The organism is Bacteroides sp. An19 (assembly GCF_002160215.1).
In the GTDB taxonomy this organism is placed as follows: domain Bacteria; phylum Bacteroidota; class Bacteroidia; order Bacteroidales; family Bacteroidaceae; genus Phocaeicola; species Phocaeicola intestinalis.
In genome coordinates this window covers 17,494-32,691 of record NZ_NFKD01000006.1, presented here as the reverse complement: position 1 = coordinate 32,691, position 15,198 = coordinate 17,494, and the positions used below count along the sequence as shown (strand labels likewise).

The 15,198-nt window shown below is 43.9% G+C and carries 15 protein-coding genes; 11 read left to right on the top strand and 4 right to left on the bottom strand.

Annotated elements, in window-relative coordinates; all coding sequences use genetic code 11:
• The first annotated feature begins 1 nt into the window (after nucleotide 1).
• From B5F25_RS03975 to B5F25_RS03940, 8 genes are all read left to right on the top strand, one after another.
• The gene (locus B5F25_RS03975; RefSeq protein WP_022040014.1) at nucleotides 2-1,027 is read left to right on the top strand and encodes a VWA domain-containing protein; all 1,026 of its coding nucleotides are present in this window, start codon (nucleotides 2-4) and stop codon (nucleotides 1,025-1,027) included.
• Nucleotides 1,028-1,029: 2 nt separating this feature from the next.
• Entirely contained in the window at nucleotides 1,030-1,734 is a 705-nt protein-coding gene (locus B5F25_RS03970) for a tetratricopeptide repeat protein (RefSeq protein WP_022040015.1), read from the top strand.
• Nucleotides 1,735-1,779: 45 nt separating this feature from the next.
• Nucleotides 1,780-3,612 (top strand): BatD family protein, encoded by a 1,833-nt coding sequence (locus tag B5F25_RS03965; protein WP_087247727.1) that lies wholly within the window; start codon nucleotides 1,780-1,782, stop codon nucleotides 3,610-3,612.
• Nucleotides 3,613-3,634: 22 nt separating this feature from the next.
• Nucleotides 3,635-4,384: a tetratricopeptide repeat protein gene (locus B5F25_RS03960; protein WP_087209974.1), complete on the top strand. Its 750-nt coding sequence runs from the start codon at nucleotides 3,635-3,637 to the stop codon at nucleotides 4,382-4,384.
• Nucleotides 4,385-4,500: 116 nt separating this feature from the next.
• On the top strand, nucleotides 4,501-5,208 hold the full coding sequence (locus B5F25_RS03955) for a phosphatase PAP2 family protein (protein WP_087209977.1): 708 nt from the start codon (nucleotides 4,501-4,503) through the stop codon (nucleotides 5,206-5,208).
• Between the two features lie 518 nt (nucleotides 5,209-5,726).
• Nucleotides 5,727-5,984, top strand: a complete 258-nt coding sequence (locus B5F25_RS03950; protein ID WP_022040020.1) for a hypothetical protein — start codon at nucleotides 5,727-5,729, stop codon at nucleotides 5,982-5,984.
• 90 nt (nucleotides 5,985-6,074) lie between these two features.
• Nucleotides 6,075-7,202: a universal stress protein gene (locus B5F25_RS03945; protein ID WP_087247725.1), complete on the top strand. Its 1,128-nt coding sequence runs from the start codon at nucleotides 6,075-6,077 to the stop codon at nucleotides 7,200-7,202.
• Nucleotides 7,203-7,214: 12 nt separating this feature from the next.
• Complete coding sequence (locus B5F25_RS03940; protein WP_022040022.1) at nucleotides 7,215-7,529, top strand: YbjQ family protein; 315 nt, start codon at nucleotides 7,215-7,217, stop codon at nucleotides 7,527-7,529.
• A 141-nt stretch (nucleotides 7,530-7,670) separates the two neighbouring features.
• On the opposite strand, the gene B5F25_RS03935 is transcribed toward B5F25_RS03940, so the two are convergent.
• The 4 genes from B5F25_RS03935 to B5F25_RS03920 form a co-directional block, all read right to left on the bottom strand.
• The gene (locus B5F25_RS03935) at nucleotides 7,671-7,895 is read right to left on the bottom strand and encodes a hypothetical protein (protein WP_158098073.1); all 225 of its coding nucleotides are present in this window, start codon (nucleotides 7,893-7,895) and stop codon (nucleotides 7,671-7,673) included.
• 187 nt (nucleotides 7,896-8,082) lie between these two features.
• A complete protein-coding gene (locus tag B5F25_RS03930) occupies nucleotides 8,083-9,336 on the bottom strand; it encodes a DEAD/DEAH box helicase (RefSeq protein ID WP_087209984.1) in 1,254 nt (417 codons plus the stop codon).
• Nucleotides 9,337-9,355: 19 nt separating this feature from the next.
• The gene (serB, locus tag B5F25_RS03925; protein ID WP_022040024.1) at nucleotides 9,356-10,591 is read right to left on the bottom strand and encodes a phosphoserine phosphatase SerB; all 1,236 of its coding nucleotides are present in this window, start codon (nucleotides 10,589-10,591) and stop codon (nucleotides 9,356-9,358) included.
• 207 nt (nucleotides 10,592-10,798) lie between these two features.
• Complete coding sequence (locus tag B5F25_RS03920) at nucleotides 10,799-12,157, bottom strand: energy transducer TonB (RefSeq protein WP_087247723.1); 1,359 nt, start codon at nucleotides 12,155-12,157, stop codon at nucleotides 10,799-10,801.
• Nucleotides 12,158-12,449: 292 nt separating this feature from the next.
• Between B5F25_RS03920 and B5F25_RS03915 the strand changes: the two genes are divergently transcribed.
• The 3 genes from B5F25_RS03915 to B5F25_RS03900 all read left to right on the top strand — a co-directional run bounded on the left by B5F25_RS03915 (nucleotide 12,450) and on the right by B5F25_RS03900 (nucleotide 15,173).
• The gene (locus B5F25_RS03915; RefSeq protein WP_087247721.1) at nucleotides 12,450-12,947 is read left to right on the top strand and encodes a thioredoxin family protein; all 498 of its coding nucleotides are present in this window, start codon (nucleotides 12,450-12,452) and stop codon (nucleotides 12,945-12,947) included.
• A gap of 872 nt (nucleotides 12,948-13,819) precedes the next feature.
• On the top strand, nucleotides 13,820-14,029 hold the full coding sequence (locus B5F25_RS22355) for a hypothetical protein (RefSeq protein ID WP_241148351.1): 210 nt from the start codon (nucleotides 13,820-13,822) through the stop codon (nucleotides 14,027-14,029).
• Nucleotides 14,030-14,843: 814 nt separating this feature from the next.
• Entirely contained in the window at nucleotides 14,844-15,173 is a 330-nt protein-coding gene (locus B5F25_RS03900) for a molybdenum ABC transporter ATP-binding protein (RefSeq protein ID WP_087247719.1), read from the top strand.
• Nucleotides 15,174-15,198 lie beyond the last annotated feature (25 nt).

Below are 15,198 nucleotides of genomic sequence, written 5' to 3'. Positions count from 1 at the left end.
TATGTTTCGATTTGGAGAACCCATATATTTATATTTGCTATTTGTATTGCCGGTACTGATTGGACTGTACTTGTATTCCAACTGGCGCAGGCGTAAGAAAATCCGTCAGTACGGTGATCCGGAATTATTGGCGCATCTGATGCCTGACGTATCGAAGTATCGTCCCGATGTTAAGTTTTGGCTGGTGTTCGCAGCATTGGCAATGGTCATATTCATGCTGGCACGTCCGCAATTCGGATCTAAAATGGAAACTGTGAAACGGCAGGGAGTGGAAACTGTCGTGGCACTGGACATTTCGAATTCAATGCTGGCAGAAGATGTGACACCCAGTAGGCTGGAAAAATCAAAAAAACTTATTTCACGTTTAGTCGAGACATTCAACAATGACAAAGTGGCTATGATTGTCTTTGCCGGTGAGGCCTTTACCCAGTTGCCTATTACCAGTGATTATATATCGGCCAAGATGTTTTTGGAAACCATCAGTCCGTCGCTTATTTCTACTCAAGGAACTGATATCCGTGGTGCTATTGACTTGGCAATGAAGAGTTTTACACCAAATACGGGTGTGGGACGTGCCATCGTGCTTATTACTGATGGTGAAAACCACGAAGGAGGAGCGGTGGAAGCAGCACAACAGGCAGCCAAGCAAGGAGTACGGGTGTTTGTATTGGGAGTGGGGTCACCCGATGGTGCTCCTATTCCGGCAGGCAGCAATAATGAATATCGTCGTGATAAAGATGGCAATGTCATTATCACTCGTTTAAATGAGCAGATGTGTCAGGAGATTGCTAAAGCGGGAAACGGGATGTATGTACGTGTGGATAATACTAATAATGCCGAACGTGCTTTGAATGCCGAAATCAACAAATTGGCAAAGGCAGATGTGGAGACACAAGTATTTACCGAGTTTGACGAACAATTCCAGGTTTTGGCATGGATGGCTTTGCTTTTGCTAGCTGTCGACTTGATGATACTGGAACGGAGAAATCCGCTCTTCAAGAACGTGAAACTATTTAAACAGGATTGATTATGGGACGAAAAGGATATATTTTACTGCTTGGATTCATGCTCGTATCGGTCGCTGCTTATTGTCAGAAAAGCGAACGCGATTATTTGCGGAGTGGCAACAAGCTTTACAAAGATAGCACTTATGTGAAGGCAGAAGTGGATTACCGTAAGGCTTTGGAACTGGAGCCAAAGTCGACCGATGCAATGTATAATCTGGCAAATTCGTTGCTGATGCAACAAAAGGCCAAGGAGGCAATGGAGCAATACGAGGCTGCACGGCATGTGGAGAAAGATAAAATGAAGCTGGCACAGATTTACCATAATATGGGTGTCATTCTGCAATCATCGAAACAGTTGCCACAGTGCATTGAAGCTTATAAGGAAGCCTTGCGAAACAATCCGAAAGACAATGAAACGCGTTACAACCTTGCTTTGGCACAAAAACAATTGAAAGACCAGCAGCAAAATCAGCAACAGGATCAACAACAGCAACAGAAGCAAGACCAGAAGCAAGACGAAAAACAACAGAATAAAGACCAGCAAGACCAACAAAAGAAAGATCAGCAACAGCAGAATCAGCAACAGCAGCAACAGCAGCAGAACCAAATGTCGAAGGAAAATGCCGAACAGTTACTGAGAGCTGCAATGCAGGATGAAAAGAACGTGCAGGACAAAGTGAAAAAAGGTGTCCGCGTGGAAGGGCGAAAGCTGGAAAAAGACTGGTAAGAAACCGGAAAATTTAGCCAACTGTAAATAAAACAATAATACACAATGAGAAAACTTATCTTCTTACTACTGTTAGTCATTGCGGCTTTGCCGATGCAGGCAAAGAATGGAGCAACGCTTACTGCCGACGCACCAGAAGTTGTGGTAAGTGGCGACCAGTTCCGACTGACATTTACAGTAAATACACAAAAAGTGAAAGATTTTCTGGCTCCATCCATCAAAGGATTTGATGTGTTGATGGGACCTACTCGTTCGCAACAGTCCAGTACGCAAATCATTAACGGAAAGGTGTCTTCGAGCAGTTCCATCACATATACTTACATCTTGATGGCAGGCAAGGAAGGTACATATACCATTCCGGCTGCCAGCATTGAGGTGGACGGGGAAAAAGTGTTTTCGAATGCGCTCACCATCAAGGTGCTCCCGCCCGACCAGACGGCTGGCAATTCGCAGGCTAATCAGGGAGGAGGCGGTTCGTCATCGTCGCGCGGACAGATAGCCGGAAGCAGAATCACCGATAAAGACTTGTTCATTACAGCTACTGCATCAAAGACTACTGTCTATGAGCAAGAAGCTATCTTGTTGACTTATAAAGTCTATACGTCGGTAAATTTGCGCCAGCTGATGGAGGACATGCCGGATATGAAGGGTTTCCAGATGCAGGAAATCCAACTGCCCCAGCAGAAGCAATATTCGATGGAGCACTATAATGGGCGTAATTACAACACAATCATTTGGCGTCAATATGTCTTATTCCCGCAACAGACAGGCAAGCTGGAGATTCCTGCTGTCACTTTTGATGGAGTCGTGGCTCAGCAGACCATTTCGGATGATCCCTTTGATGCGTTCTTCAATGGAGGAGGATATATTGAAGTGAAGAAAAAAATTGTGGCTCCGAAAGTCGTCATCAACGTTAAACCTCTTCCTGTTAAGCCAGCGAACTTTTCAGGAGGAGTAGGAGAGTTTACAATGACATCTTCTATCAACGCGAAAGAAGTGAAGACCAATGATGCTGTGACCATCAGGCTTACCATCAAGGGAGCAGGCAATATGAAGCTTATCACCAGTCCGGAAGTGAAATTCCCCGAAGATTTTGAAGTATATGATCCGAAAGTGACCAACAATTTCGATGTCTCGCGTGCAGGATTGTCTGGTACGCAAACTATTGAGTATCTTGCTGTTCCGCGTCATGCCGGCAATTTTACTATTCCTCCGGTGGAATTTGTTTATTTTGACTTAAAGAGTCAGTCGTATAAGACCTTGAAAACTGAGGCATACGATTTGAAGGTGGAAAAAGGTAAAGGTAATGCCGACCAGGTGATAGCTGACTTTACTAATAAGGAAAACGTAAAGGTATTGGGACAGGATGTACGTTTCATCAAGCTGGGCGATACGACACTTACCCCGAAAGGCGAAGTCTTTTTCGGTACTATGGGATATTGGCTGGGTTATCTTATTCCGTTTATTGTGTTTGTAGCACTGGTCGTTTTCTTCCGCAAGCAGGCGGCCGAGAACGCCAATGTAGCAAAGGTGAAGACCAAGAAAGCTAACAAAGTAGCCACTAAGCGCATGAAGTTGGCAGGAAAGTTGTTGGCAGAGAATAAGAAAAATGAGTTTTACGATGAAGTGTTGAAAGCTTTGTGGGGATATATCAGCGATAAGTTGAGTATTCCGGTCTCGCAACTCTCAAAAGATAACATTGAAGCAGAACTGACCAAGCACGGAGTGGCCGAAGACGTGACAAAGACATTCATCAATGCCTTGAATGAATGCGAGTTCGCCCGCTATGCACCAGGTGATGAGAACGAGGCAATGGACAAAGTGTATGCCACTTCGGTGGATGCCATCGGTAAGATGGAGAACAGTATCAAACATTAAATTAATTAAGGAGAAACCGGATATGAAAAAACTGTCTATATTGTTCGTTTTTTTGATAGGCGCAATGCAATTGGCTGTTGCAGCCACGAAAGTGGAAGGCGACAAGGCTTATCAGGAAAACAAGTTTGAAGATGCCATCAAGATATACGAGTCGGTATTGGCTGATGAAGGTGAGTCGGCAGCTCTGTATTACAACTTGGGCAACAGTTATTACAAGACGAAAAACATAGCCAAAGCGGTGCTGAACTATGAACGGGCATTGTTGCTGAATCCAGGAGATGCCGACATCCGTTTCAATCTTGATTTGGCGCGTAGTAAGACTGTTGACCAGATAACTCCTACCAGTGAAGTGTTCATCGTGACGTGGATGAAAAACATCACCAACTTGATGAGCGAAAAAGAATGGGGTACAACAGGTATTGTTGCTTTCTTGCTTTTGTTGGCTGGGTTGGCACTGTACATTTTTGGCAATCGTTTGATATTGAAGAAAGTAGGATTCATCGCTGCCGTGCTGTTCCTTGTCGTATGTGTGTGCGCTAATATTTTTGCTGGTGGGCAAAAAAACAAGGTAATAGACCGCAAGAGTGCCATTGTGATGGAACCAACGATAACCGTAAAAAGTACGCCTAACGAAAGTGGTACCGATTTGTTCGTGCTGCACGAAGGTACGAAAGTATATATTGAAGACAATTCGATGAAAGGGTGGAAGGAAATCCGGCTGGAAGATGGTAAGGAAGGCTGGCTTCCCACAACTTCTATCGAAGTGATATGAAAATTGAATCTGAAACCGGGCACAGGGAACACTGTCTTTTTCGGATTTGCGGGATAGCATTGATGGAGAGCACGGCATAGGCGTGTCCCTGTGATTTATGCATGAAGTGATTGATTATGGACATACAGCAACTTATTGAAGTCGACCAACAGCTGCTTTTGGCACTGAACGGAAGCGGTTCGTTGTTTTGGGACGGGGTGATGTGGGTGGTATCCGACACGAAAACCTGGCTGCTGGCAGCTATTGTGTTGATTTATATCATCTTTAAAAACACCAAGTTGCTTCATGCTCTGTTTATCGTTGTGATGGTGGCTGTGGTTATTACATGTGCCGACCAGTTTGCTTCCGGTCTGTGCAAACCTTATTTTCATCGTTTCCGTCCAGCTCAGGATCCCAATCTGATGTACTTGGTGGATGTGGTGAATGGTTATCGGGGAGGACAATACGGCTTTATTTCCAGCCATGCAGCCAACACATTTGCTTTCGCTACGTTCATTTCATTATTGATTCGCAATCGTTGGCTTACGTGTGTGATGTTTCTGTGGGCTGCGGTTCCTTCCTATTCACGCATTTATCTGGGCGTGCATTATCCGGGCGATGTGCTGTGCGGTGCCTTGGCTGGAAGCGTGATTGCCGTCATTGTTTATGCGGCTTATCGTTTTGTTGCTTGCAAGTATTTCGAATGTCCCAAGTATATTTCGGGGCAATATACAGCCACCGGTTTTGAAGTGGATGACATCCGTATGTTCTATACAGCACTGCTTATTACTTGTCTGTACATCGTAGTGGGCGGTATGGTGCTGTCTAAGGGGCTCCATTTTTGATATACTTTGAACGGTGTGAATTGTGCATTTTAATGAAATATACACTGTCGGTATCACTCCTGTTGCCAGCCCTGTTGCCAGTGTCACGCTGGATTATAAATCCGCTTCTTCAATTACGCCGGATTACACATCCGGCATGACAAGCAAGCTTTGTTTTCTCCGCAATATAGCTGCATCGTTTGTAAGATTATTAATCTTCAGGCTGTAAGATTAATAATCTTTCGGCGTGAAGATTAATAATCTTACAAGCAAGGCAGCCATGTGGCTTGGATTATCGGACTAAACTGATGTTCTGGTTTGGCTTGGAAAAAAAGCTGATGGATATAAAGTGTACGGGCACAAATCCGGCTTGACAAATGTGACAAGCGACAAAAATGCATAAATTAATGCTGCAGGAAGTATAAATTTTCTTTCCGGGAGAAAAAATGGAGAAAAATATTTGCTGTTTCATATAATTTTATTACATTTATATCGTGAATTAACTAAATGATTTGTCTAACTTTAAAATTTTGACTACTATGAACAGAACGATAACTTTTAATGAACTTCGTAAAATCAAGGATTCACTGCCAAGCGGGAGTATGCACCGTATAGCCGATGAGCTGAACCTAAGTGTGGAAACGGTGCGTAATTTCTTTGGAGGACATAATTTTAAAGACGGTAAAAGCGTGGGCATCCATTTGGAGCCGGGGCCGGATGGAGGGCTGGTAATGTTGGATGACACGACTGTACTTGACAAGGCTCTTGCTATTTTGAGAGAGCAACAGGATGCCTGAAAAGAGTGTTCACCACAGATTGCACGGATGGAAACGGAATTTCTTAGTGCATCTGTGGTGAGTTTTTAATAAACTATTAAATTTTGAGTTATGGAAGATAAACTTGTTACATTAGCTATTCTGACGTACTCGAAAGCTCAAATCCTTCAGTCCGTATTGGAAAACGAAGGCATAGAGTCATACATTCACAATGTCAATCTGATTCAGCCGGTCATATCTGCCGGCGTGAGGGTACGCATCAAAGAGAGTGATTTGCCCAAGGCATTGAAGGTCATTGAAAGTTCTTCGTGGCTTTCGTCTGAAATCTTGCATGAGGAATCACCTAAACCTGCAGGTTCACCGCAAGTGCTGATTCCGGTAGACTTTTCAGACTATTCGTTGAAAGCCTGTGAGTTCGGTTTCCATCTGGCTGAACGGATGCAGGCGGAAGTCGTGTTGCTTCACGTACATTTTACGCCTATTTATATGCCTAGTTTACAGTATGCTACCGACCATTTCGATGTGCCTGCTGTCGAAAACATTCCTTCGATAAAGAGTATGCTGGAAGATGTTCACCAAAAGATTAATAAACTGACTCAGGACATTGACAAGAAGATGGAAGAGGGTACTTGCCCGAGGGTGAAATATACTTGTATCTTGCGTGAAGGAATCCCGGAGGAGGAGATATTAAGCTATGCGCGTCACGAAAGGCCGCTTATCATTGTGATGGGAACGCGGGGCGAGCACCAGAAAGACCTGGAATTGATAGGTAGCGTAACGGCGGAAGTTATTGAACGCAGCCCGACGTTTGTATATGCCATTCCAGAACGTGCTCCATCGAAACCGATAGAAGACATTCACAAGGTGGCTTTGTTTACGAGTTTTGACCAGCGTGACCTGATAGCTTTTGATTCGCTGATTACAACGTTCAAGGATAACCAGTTTGAGGTAACTTTCATACACATTAATTCGCACGAGGAGAAGCGGAAATGGAATGAAATTACCCTTGCCGGAATTAAGGAATATTTCAAGAAACAATATCCGGACATTGAGTTTAACTATCTGAGTGTTGATGAAGAATATCTGCTGGATAATTTAGACCGATTTGTGCAGGAAAATCGGATTGATGTTATTTGCACGTCCAATTACAAGCGGAACATCTTTGCCCGCCTGTTCAATCCGAGCATAGCGCGCAAGATGCTATTCCATTCGAACACGCCACTTCTGATTATCAAATAAAATTTGAAATTTATGTTATTGACAACTACAAACATTGTTGAGGGTAAACGTGTTACCCGATATTTTGGAATCGTCTCGGGCGAAACCATTATTGGTGCCAATGTGTTCCGTGACATTTTTGCCAGTATTCGTGACATTGTGGGTGGACGCAGCGGCTCTTATGAGAAGGTGCTCCGTGAGGCCAAAGACACTGCATTACGTGAAATGCAGGAACAGGCTCAAAATATGGGTGCGAATGCAGTCATAGGAGTTGACTTGGATTATGAAACTGTGAATGGTTCAATGTTAATGGTTACGGCTAGCGGAACGGCAGTTACTGTTGAGTAATTGCTTGCCTGGGGTAGCAAGATAAACAAGGGGCATGGTAGAACACTTGTTTCAACCAAGTTCCTTGTTCTTGTTTACAGAAGAGAATATGTGAAAATAGCATGTGGAATAATTATTATTTCGTCGTTCACACATGCTATCTTATGTCTCATATCCCAATGATAAAATAAGAGCCTGTTTAAATTTTCCAATAAAGTAAGAAGCTGTTTTGAATTTCTCCAAAAAGTTTTTCTTGGCTTGATGTATCCGTTTTCGTGTGTGCTTTGGGCGATTTTTTGGTCCTTTTCGCTCCTGTTCTTCGTCAGATAGCCCGCTATCTTCCTCATCACAGAAGCGGAAATGCCTCAAAAACTCATCCCAAATCATCGCACGATAAATTCAAAACAGCTTCTAATATTCTATCAGGTTCTTTTGCGTTTGTTTCCGGTCTGTTTCCCCGATTTTATTCGCAAAATTAACCTGAGCAAAATTTAAACGACAGGCTCTAAACTGTAAGTTCTTTATCTGAAAAAGGTACTTATAAATTAAAGAGCTAAGGAGGCGTGTCAGGGGATTATTTCCCTCCGCCTTTCTTTTGCGGCCGCCGGTTGTTGAACGAGCGTTTTTTCCAACCTCCCTTTCTTTTGTTTCCGGGTTTGTTCCGGCTGCTGGTGTGCGGGGCATAAACGGGAGCTTCGCCCAATTCGGCTGGGACAGGCAGTTTATAAATCTCTTTCCCTAAGAAATCCTCTATCTGTTTGAAGCGGGTTTGTTCATTTTCACTGACAAACGTAATGGCACATCCGTCATTGTTGGCGCGTGCCGTACGTCCGATACGGTGCACATAGTCTTCGCTGTCATGAGGCACATCGTAATTTATAACCAAACGGATATCATCGATGTCAATGCCTCGTGCCACAATATCGGTGGCTACCAGCATATTGATGCGCCCGTTGCGGAACTCGTGCATAATCTCGTCGCGTTGGCTTTGTTCAAGGTCGGAGTGCATCTCGCCCACATTCAACTTGAGTCGCTTCAATGCCTTGGCTACCTCTTTCACTTTCAGTTTTGAAGAGGCGAAAATGATGACCCGTTCCGGTTCCTGTTGCTTGAACAGGCTTTCGATGATGCCTAGCTTTTGCGCTTCGTAGCAAACGTATGCCGCCTGAATGATTTTGTCGGCAGGCTTTGATACAGCAAGTTTTACTTCCGCAGGGTCATGCAGGATGCTTTGTGCCAGTTGCTGTATCTTGGCTGGCATCGTGGCGGAGAACATGATTGTCTGTCTTTCCTTGGGCAGGTATTTCACAATCTGCATAATGTCATCCGAAAAACCCATATCCAACATCCGGTCGGCTTCGTCAAGTATAAAAAAGGAGACTTTCGACAAATCGACGTACCCCAGACTCAAATGACTGATGAGACGTCCCGGAGTAGCAATTACGACATCGGCTCCCAGTGTCAATCCTTTCTTCTCCTGTTCGAACCGTACCCCATCATTACCTCCATAAATGGCTACACTGGAGACAGGCATAAAATAAGAAAAGCCTTCCATCTGCTGGTCGATTTGCTGTGCCAGTTCACGGGTGGGTGCCATAATCACACAATTGATGGCATCGGCAGGATATCCTCCCTTGCTCAGCTGGTTGATGACGGGCAACAAATAAGCTGCGGTTTTGCCTGTACCCGTTTGCGCCACACCTATCAGGTCTCTACCTTCTAAAATGACAGGGATGGTCTGTTCCTGCACCGGAGTACATTCTTTAAAGTTCATCGCATCGAGTGCATCCAAGACACTCTCTTCCAAATTCAGTTCAGTAAACTTCATATATATCGTTTCTTTATATTCAACTGTTGGCACGTTCGTCTAGGTATGAGTCTTTAAATCCTAGGAAATACAGCACACCATCCAGTCCGATGGTATTGATGGACTGACGTGCATTCGCTTTTACTTTGGGTTTGGCGTGGAAGGCAATACCCAGACCTGCTATCGACAGCATCGGCAGGTCGTTGGCTCCGTCACCCACGGCGATAGTCTGTGCGATGTCGACGTTTTCTACCTGTGCTATCAGCTGCAACAACTCCGCTTTTCGCTTTCCGTCTACTATGTCGCCTACATAGCGTCCGGTCAGTTTTCCGTCTACGATTTCCAGGTTATTGGCATATACGTAGTCGATGCCGAATTTCTCTTTCAGGTAGTTGCCGAAATAAGTGAACCCTCCGGAAAGAATCGCAATTTTATAACCGTATTTCTTCAATACGTACATCAGCCGTTCTACCCCTTCGGTGATGGGCAGGTGTTCGGCAATATCCCTCATTACACTTTCATCCAATCCCTTGAGAAGTGCCACGCGTTCTGTAAAGCTTTCGCGGAAATCAATTTCGCCACGCATCGCCCGTTCGGTAATGGCGCGTACCTGTTCGCCTACGCCTGCACGTTCCGCCAGTTCGTCTATCACTTCGGTTTTGATGAGTGTAGAGTCCATATCGAAGCATATCAGGCGGCGCATCCGGCGGTACATCGTATCCTTTTGGAAGGAGAAGTCCATCTCCAGCTGGTTGCTCAGCTTCATCAGTTGGCTTTGCAGTTCTTCGGTGTCATGGGGAGTCCCTCGTACGGAAAACTCAATACAGGCACGTACCCGCGCTTTTTGCTCATCTAAGGGAATACGGCCCGTCAACCGTCGGATGGCATCGATGTTCAACCCCTGTGCGGCAAGGATTTCCGTGGCTCCAGCTATCTGCTGGGCGGTCAGCTTACGCCCCAACAAAGTCAGGATGTAGCGGTTCTTGCCTTGCATGTTGACCCATTCCTCGTATTCCTCCGTCGAAATGGGATAAAAACGGATGTTAATGCCCAGTTCGGAGGCTTTGAACAGCAAGTCCTTCATCACGTTGCCCGAATCTGTTTCGCGGCATTTGAAAAGAATGCCCAGCGATAGCGTACTATGGATATCTGCCTGTCCGATATCCATGATATCCACTTCGTAACGCGAAAGTATTTCGGTAATGGAAGCCGTCAGTCCCGGACGGTCCAGTCCGCTGATGCGTATTAAGATGAGTTCTGTGTTCGTACTGTCCATGCTTATTTATTCAAACTGTTATTCTTTGCAAATATACATGATTATTTTGATACGGAGCCGGATTTCGGATTGGAAAACTAGGCAAGTGCATCAATTTGTGGGTAATTTGTGGGCATTTGCCGTTTTAAGATGCACTTATGTCCGTTGGCTTGTGCACATAGGTGCGCCGGCTGATGGACATAAGTGCATTAGCTGACGAGTATAAGTTCATTTCTTTACCTGACGGGATGGAAGCTGAACCGGAAGTGTACAGATACAATCTTTAAACGTATAAGGAGAGGCATGCCAGTCTACGGCAGGAGTCCAGCGCGGCATTTTCCGGATGAAATGCAGCACCTGTTTGTCAAAGTCGGGGAAAGGTCCGGGATGAAGCACCTTTACCTCTTCCGGATAACCATAATCCGTAATCTTGAAACGGTAAACACCTCGTATCCCTGAAGCATTGCCCTGTCCATAAACTTCAATCAGGTTCTGCTTGAAGTATTGTTGCAGCTTATACATGCCTCCCGGAAAACTGGCAGACGAATCATAATCGACAAACATCGAGTCGGCACGGGCTTTCCATTCCTGTTTTTCTTTCAGACGGCGCTGGTAACGATAAGGGCGGAACTGCACATAAATGCCATACGTGCAGGAGACAGGCTTTCCTTGTTTGTCAAGTGCCGGAAGAGCATGCGGCATTTGCCTGAGCAGACGTGTCACCTCCTCCGCAAAAGACTCATGGCTGCTTTGTATCGTCAGGATGTTTGTGGCAATTCCCAAGGTGTCCAAGTCAAGCTGGCAGAATGCATAGCCTCCCTTGCCTTGCTTCAGCATTTCTTCCGGATAAATCATGTTATCGTAACAATAGGCTTCTATCGTGGGATATCCGGCAAAACGAGCCGTATCGCCCAACGTTTCGCGGGGAGTCAGCAAGCCTCTTGCCCAGATACCGTGCCAGGCAGGAAAACGGTCTTCGGGGAGCGGGTCATTCTGTATTTCTTCCCATAACCGGTTGGCTGTATGCTCTGTCTGTTCCCAGTCTGTTTCGTGATGCATGATACGTTGGAATACAGAATCACTCCAATCGACCAGCTTCCGGCAAAAGGAACTGTCTGTTAAAGGTGCCCATATTTGTGTCAGATGAAATGCTTCCGCAGAATCGGGTATCGCAAAATAACATGTGTAGCCATCCAGTCCCATTGTGTTGAAATCTGTATCTTCCGCCAGCCGGATAGCCTTCTTGAAAAGACGTTGCACGGCTTGGCATACAGAGAGGGAGACCGTAACCTTGTGCTTACGAAAGGTGGAATCGGGAGCAGAAAAGCCATTTCCCTTTATCGCATAAAGTGTGGCTTGCTTCCGATGCCCATTTTCCTGCAATCCCCACATCCGGAAATAATCTCCCCATGCAGCATAATGCAGGTAGCAAACCTGTGTATGGGGTGAAAGCGTACGTGTAAGAAATTGTCTTATCTCTTGTCTCTTGGCCGTATCGTTTACCAGTTCCAAATAACGGTAAGTGTCTTGTGCAGGCAGCCACACGGCATTCAAGAGTAAGCCTAATAGGAAAAGAAAACGTTTCATAATCCGTATCCTTATTTTTATGAATGATTGTAAAACCCGATTGGAATCATGCCCTAAATATGCGAAAAAGAAACGATAATACCAAGCATAAGAGAGATGAATTTTATGCTGAAAAACATAATTTTTCTTATTTTTAGATACAATGAAAGCCTAAAATGCCTATCTTTGCAGCGATTTCAAAACGAAAATGGGAAGTAGTGGCACAAATGTTACGCTTTCTATCCAACGATGTTCCGGGAAGAAATCACTGTAGAACGACAGTCCCGGATAGTATTAACTAAAATCAAATTACATGACTAAAAATGTAAAATGGTTTTTTGTTGTATTAGTATTCAGTTCTTTGATTTCTCTTGCGTTCAGCAATGAGAATGTTCATGCAGAGAAGTTGCGGGAAGGTGACAAGATTCCTGCGTTGGTTCTTTGCGACACCGTGCAGCCGCTCGACCTGCACTCCGCCCGTGAAGGGTATACGTTGTTGAGCTTCTGGGCAAGTTACGATGCGGTGTCCAGGCAAAACAATGCCGCATTGGCGCATTTGGCCGGCGAGACGGGCCAAGTGGAAATGCTCTCTGTTTCCTTCGACCGCTATGCATCGGTATTCCATGCAACGGTAGAGCAGGATGGACTAGAGGATGTCCGCTGCTTTGTGGAAACGAACGGTTCCGATTCGGAGGCATTTCGCGCGTTTGACCTCAAGCAGGGTTTCACCAATTATCTGGTGGACAGCAAAGGGGTGATTGTGGCGAAAAACGTGACTCCCGCCGAATTGGCTTCTTACCTGAAAAAGTAAAGAAGATTCTTTTTGACTTGAATACAACAAAAAGCAAACAGTAAAAAGTCATCTCAAAGTCTTTTTGAGATGACTTTTTTTAATGAATATCCGCATTTAGCCCAATTACTCCCTTCCAAATGAAACTATACTTCAACAGCGGTAAAAGCAAGGATACTTGAAGAAGTTTACCATAAAATGCTTCTTATTCCCGATTTTGGGGAATTGAGGATATTCATATTCAAAGGTTACCTAAGAGGATGGATTGCCTATTATCGCTTTGTACAAAACGTCTTTGTATTGAAACCAATGAATGGTTAGGACGAACGCGCATGTGTATCTGGAAGTCATGGAAAAATGTTAAAACCAGAGTGTCTAACCTAAAGAAATGTGGGGTTTCTTGCTGGTAGGATTTGTATGACAATCGGTATAAATGTCAATTAAACTAATCTTTGGATAGATTGTGCTGTAAGATGATTATGCTGTCAGTTTGATGCTCAAAAAAGATGCCATATAGCTTTTATAGAAGGGATGATAAGGCAATTCATGTTTATTAAATAGTTTATATCCAAAGAATTACATTTTCTGTTTGCAAGCGGTTATTTCGTCGCTGTTACATCTGATGACAGGTTTGTGAGTTAAATTTTTTAAGCCTCCGTTCAGGCATGTTTATTGCGGCATGGATAAGACTGTGAAAAGATGTATCGTGATTGACGAGATACGAAAGATAAAAGAACTGGATCTGTCACGGAATCCCAACTTGGATTTTGCCAGAGACATGTTTATCTTCAGTTTCTGCACGCGCGGAATGTCCTTCATCAACATGGCGTACTTGAAAAAAAACAGACCTGAGTAACGGTTGCTTGTCTTTCCGGCGGAAAAAGACAGGGCAGTTGTTGACAATGGAATGGACAGGGCAGATGCAGGACATTTTCGATAAATATAGGTATGTCGGCACCAGCTATCTTTTGCCAATCATCTCTCGTGAAGACGGGAGTGAACGCAGGCAGTATCAAAGCCAGATGAGGAAAATCAACCGGCACCTGAAAGACATAGCGCGTTTGATAAGGTTGTCTTTGACATTATCTCTGTACTATATATAACACAAATGAGAATATCCTTGCATTTTAATCACAATTACTTATATATAAGGTATTTATAAAATGCAGAAAAAAGTAAAATAACAAATAGGTAACATAACAACTGAAAATAATGTTGCGACAACATCAAATCAATCTCCGAATACGACTGCAAATTTAGCTGTTCTTATTTGATATTTGCCTTCCAAAAGAAAAAGTTCCGCTCACAAAATTTCTCCCAAAAATTCAATGATGAAACGTTCATCTTATCTGTTTCAGAGTTTTTAGGTAGAAGTTTTAATAATTGGTTTATTTCAATCTTGTATATATAATACAAGGACTGAGTTAAACTTGTGTTTATCCATAACCGATCTGTCTTTCAGATTAGGATAAATAGGTTTAATGAAATCTTGTATATATAGTACAAGAACTGAGCTAAACCTATGCTCATCCATTGCCAATTTGTCTTTCAGTTTAGAAAAAACAGGTTTAATGAAATCTTGTATATATATTGTACAAGGATTGTACTAAACCGCTTTGCCTGTTTCATCTGAACTTTCTTTTTTGGCTGGCAAAATCCCTTTGTAAGGTTTTCCATGCCTTGATGCGCGTCCTCGTTTGCAGGAAACCGTTTCCATTCTTTCCGCGAAGATAAGCATTGCGTCCTTACAATCAGCAAGGTCAGGCGTTTGTCGTTTCATTCCAAATCTCCACCTTCTGACAAGGTAGTATTGGGAATGAAAACCTTGTTCGGCAGTCCGTAATGCTTTCCGTTGCGTCATAATCAGAAACTTCTCCCTGAAAATCGGAACGATGTAAGGGATTAAAAATAAATGTTATGAAACCGATAGCAATGAAATTCGTAGAATGGGACGTTCCCGAACTGGCAACCTTACAAGGGAGCCAAGCGTATCAGTTAAGGCAGCTTCTTAATGAAGGCGGAAAGATGAACCGGAAGCAGAAAAATTGGCTGACCTCACAAGTGAACCACAACGCTTATTTCAAGCGTGGTATTCCTTTGATGGGATACCGGTTTGATTTTTCCGATGTGCTGAAACGTTATTTTGTGGGACAATACGGGCATATACAAGAGTATTATGCAGTGGATAAAACAGCATTGCGTTCCATTCTGTATGGAAGGGTTGATGAAATAGTTGAAATTTCATGACCAGACAATCATCCATGTTTCCGGC

What these genes read in the sequence shown, in the direction of transcription:
- B5F25_RS03900 (WP_087247719.1), top strand. Translation starts at nt 14,844, where the DNA reads ATGAAACCGATAGCAATGAAATTCGTAGAATGGGACGTTCCCGAACTG.
- B5F25_RS03965 (WP_087247727.1), top strand. Translation starts at nt 1,780, where the DNA reads ATGAGAAAACTTATCTTCTTACTACTGTTAGTCATTGCGGCTTTGCCG.
- B5F25_RS03915 (WP_087247721.1), top strand. Translation starts at nt 12,450, where the DNA reads ATGACTAAAAATGTAAAATGGTTTTTTGTTGTATTAGTATTCAGTTCT.
- B5F25_RS03950 (WP_022040020.1), top strand. Translation starts at nt 5,727, where the DNA reads ATGAACAGAACGATAACTTTTAATGAACTTCGTAAAATCAAGGATTCA.
- B5F25_RS03930 (WP_087209984.1), bottom strand. Translation starts at nt 9,336, where the DNA reads ATGAAGTTTACTGAACTGAATTTGGAAGAGAGTGTCTTGGATGCACTC.
- B5F25_RS03970 (WP_022040015.1), top strand. Translation starts at nt 1,030, where the DNA reads ATGGGACGAAAAGGATATATTTTACTGCTTGGATTCATGCTCGTATCG.
- B5F25_RS03960 (WP_087209974.1), top strand. Translation starts at nt 3,635, where the DNA reads ATGAAAAAACTGTCTATATTGTTCGTTTTTTTGATAGGCGCAATGCAA.
- serB (WP_022040024.1), bottom strand. Translation starts at nt 10,591, where the DNA reads ATGGACAGTACGAACACAGAACTCATCTTAATACGCATCAGCGGACTG.
- B5F25_RS03935 (WP_158098073.1), bottom strand. Translation starts at nt 7,895, where the DNA reads ATGATTTGGGATGAGTTTTTGAGGCATTTCCGCTTCTGTGATGAGGAA.
- B5F25_RS03955 (WP_087209977.1), top strand. Translation starts at nt 4,501, where the DNA reads ATGGACATACAGCAACTTATTGAAGTCGACCAACAGCTGCTTTTGGCA.
- B5F25_RS03940 (WP_022040022.1), top strand. Translation starts at nt 7,215, where the DNA reads ATGTTATTGACAACTACAAACATTGTTGAGGGTAAACGTGTTACCCGA.
- B5F25_RS03975 (WP_022040014.1), top strand. Translation starts at nt 2, where the DNA reads ATGTTTCGATTTGGAGAACCCATATATTTATATTTGCTATTTGTATTG.
- B5F25_RS03920 (WP_087247723.1), bottom strand. Translation starts at nt 12,157, where the DNA reads ATGAAACGTTTTCTTTTCCTATTAGGCTTACTCTTGAATGCCGTGTGG.
- B5F25_RS03945 (WP_087247725.1), top strand. Translation starts at nt 6,075, where the DNA reads ATGGAAGATAAACTTGTTACATTAGCTATTCTGACGTACTCGAAAGCT.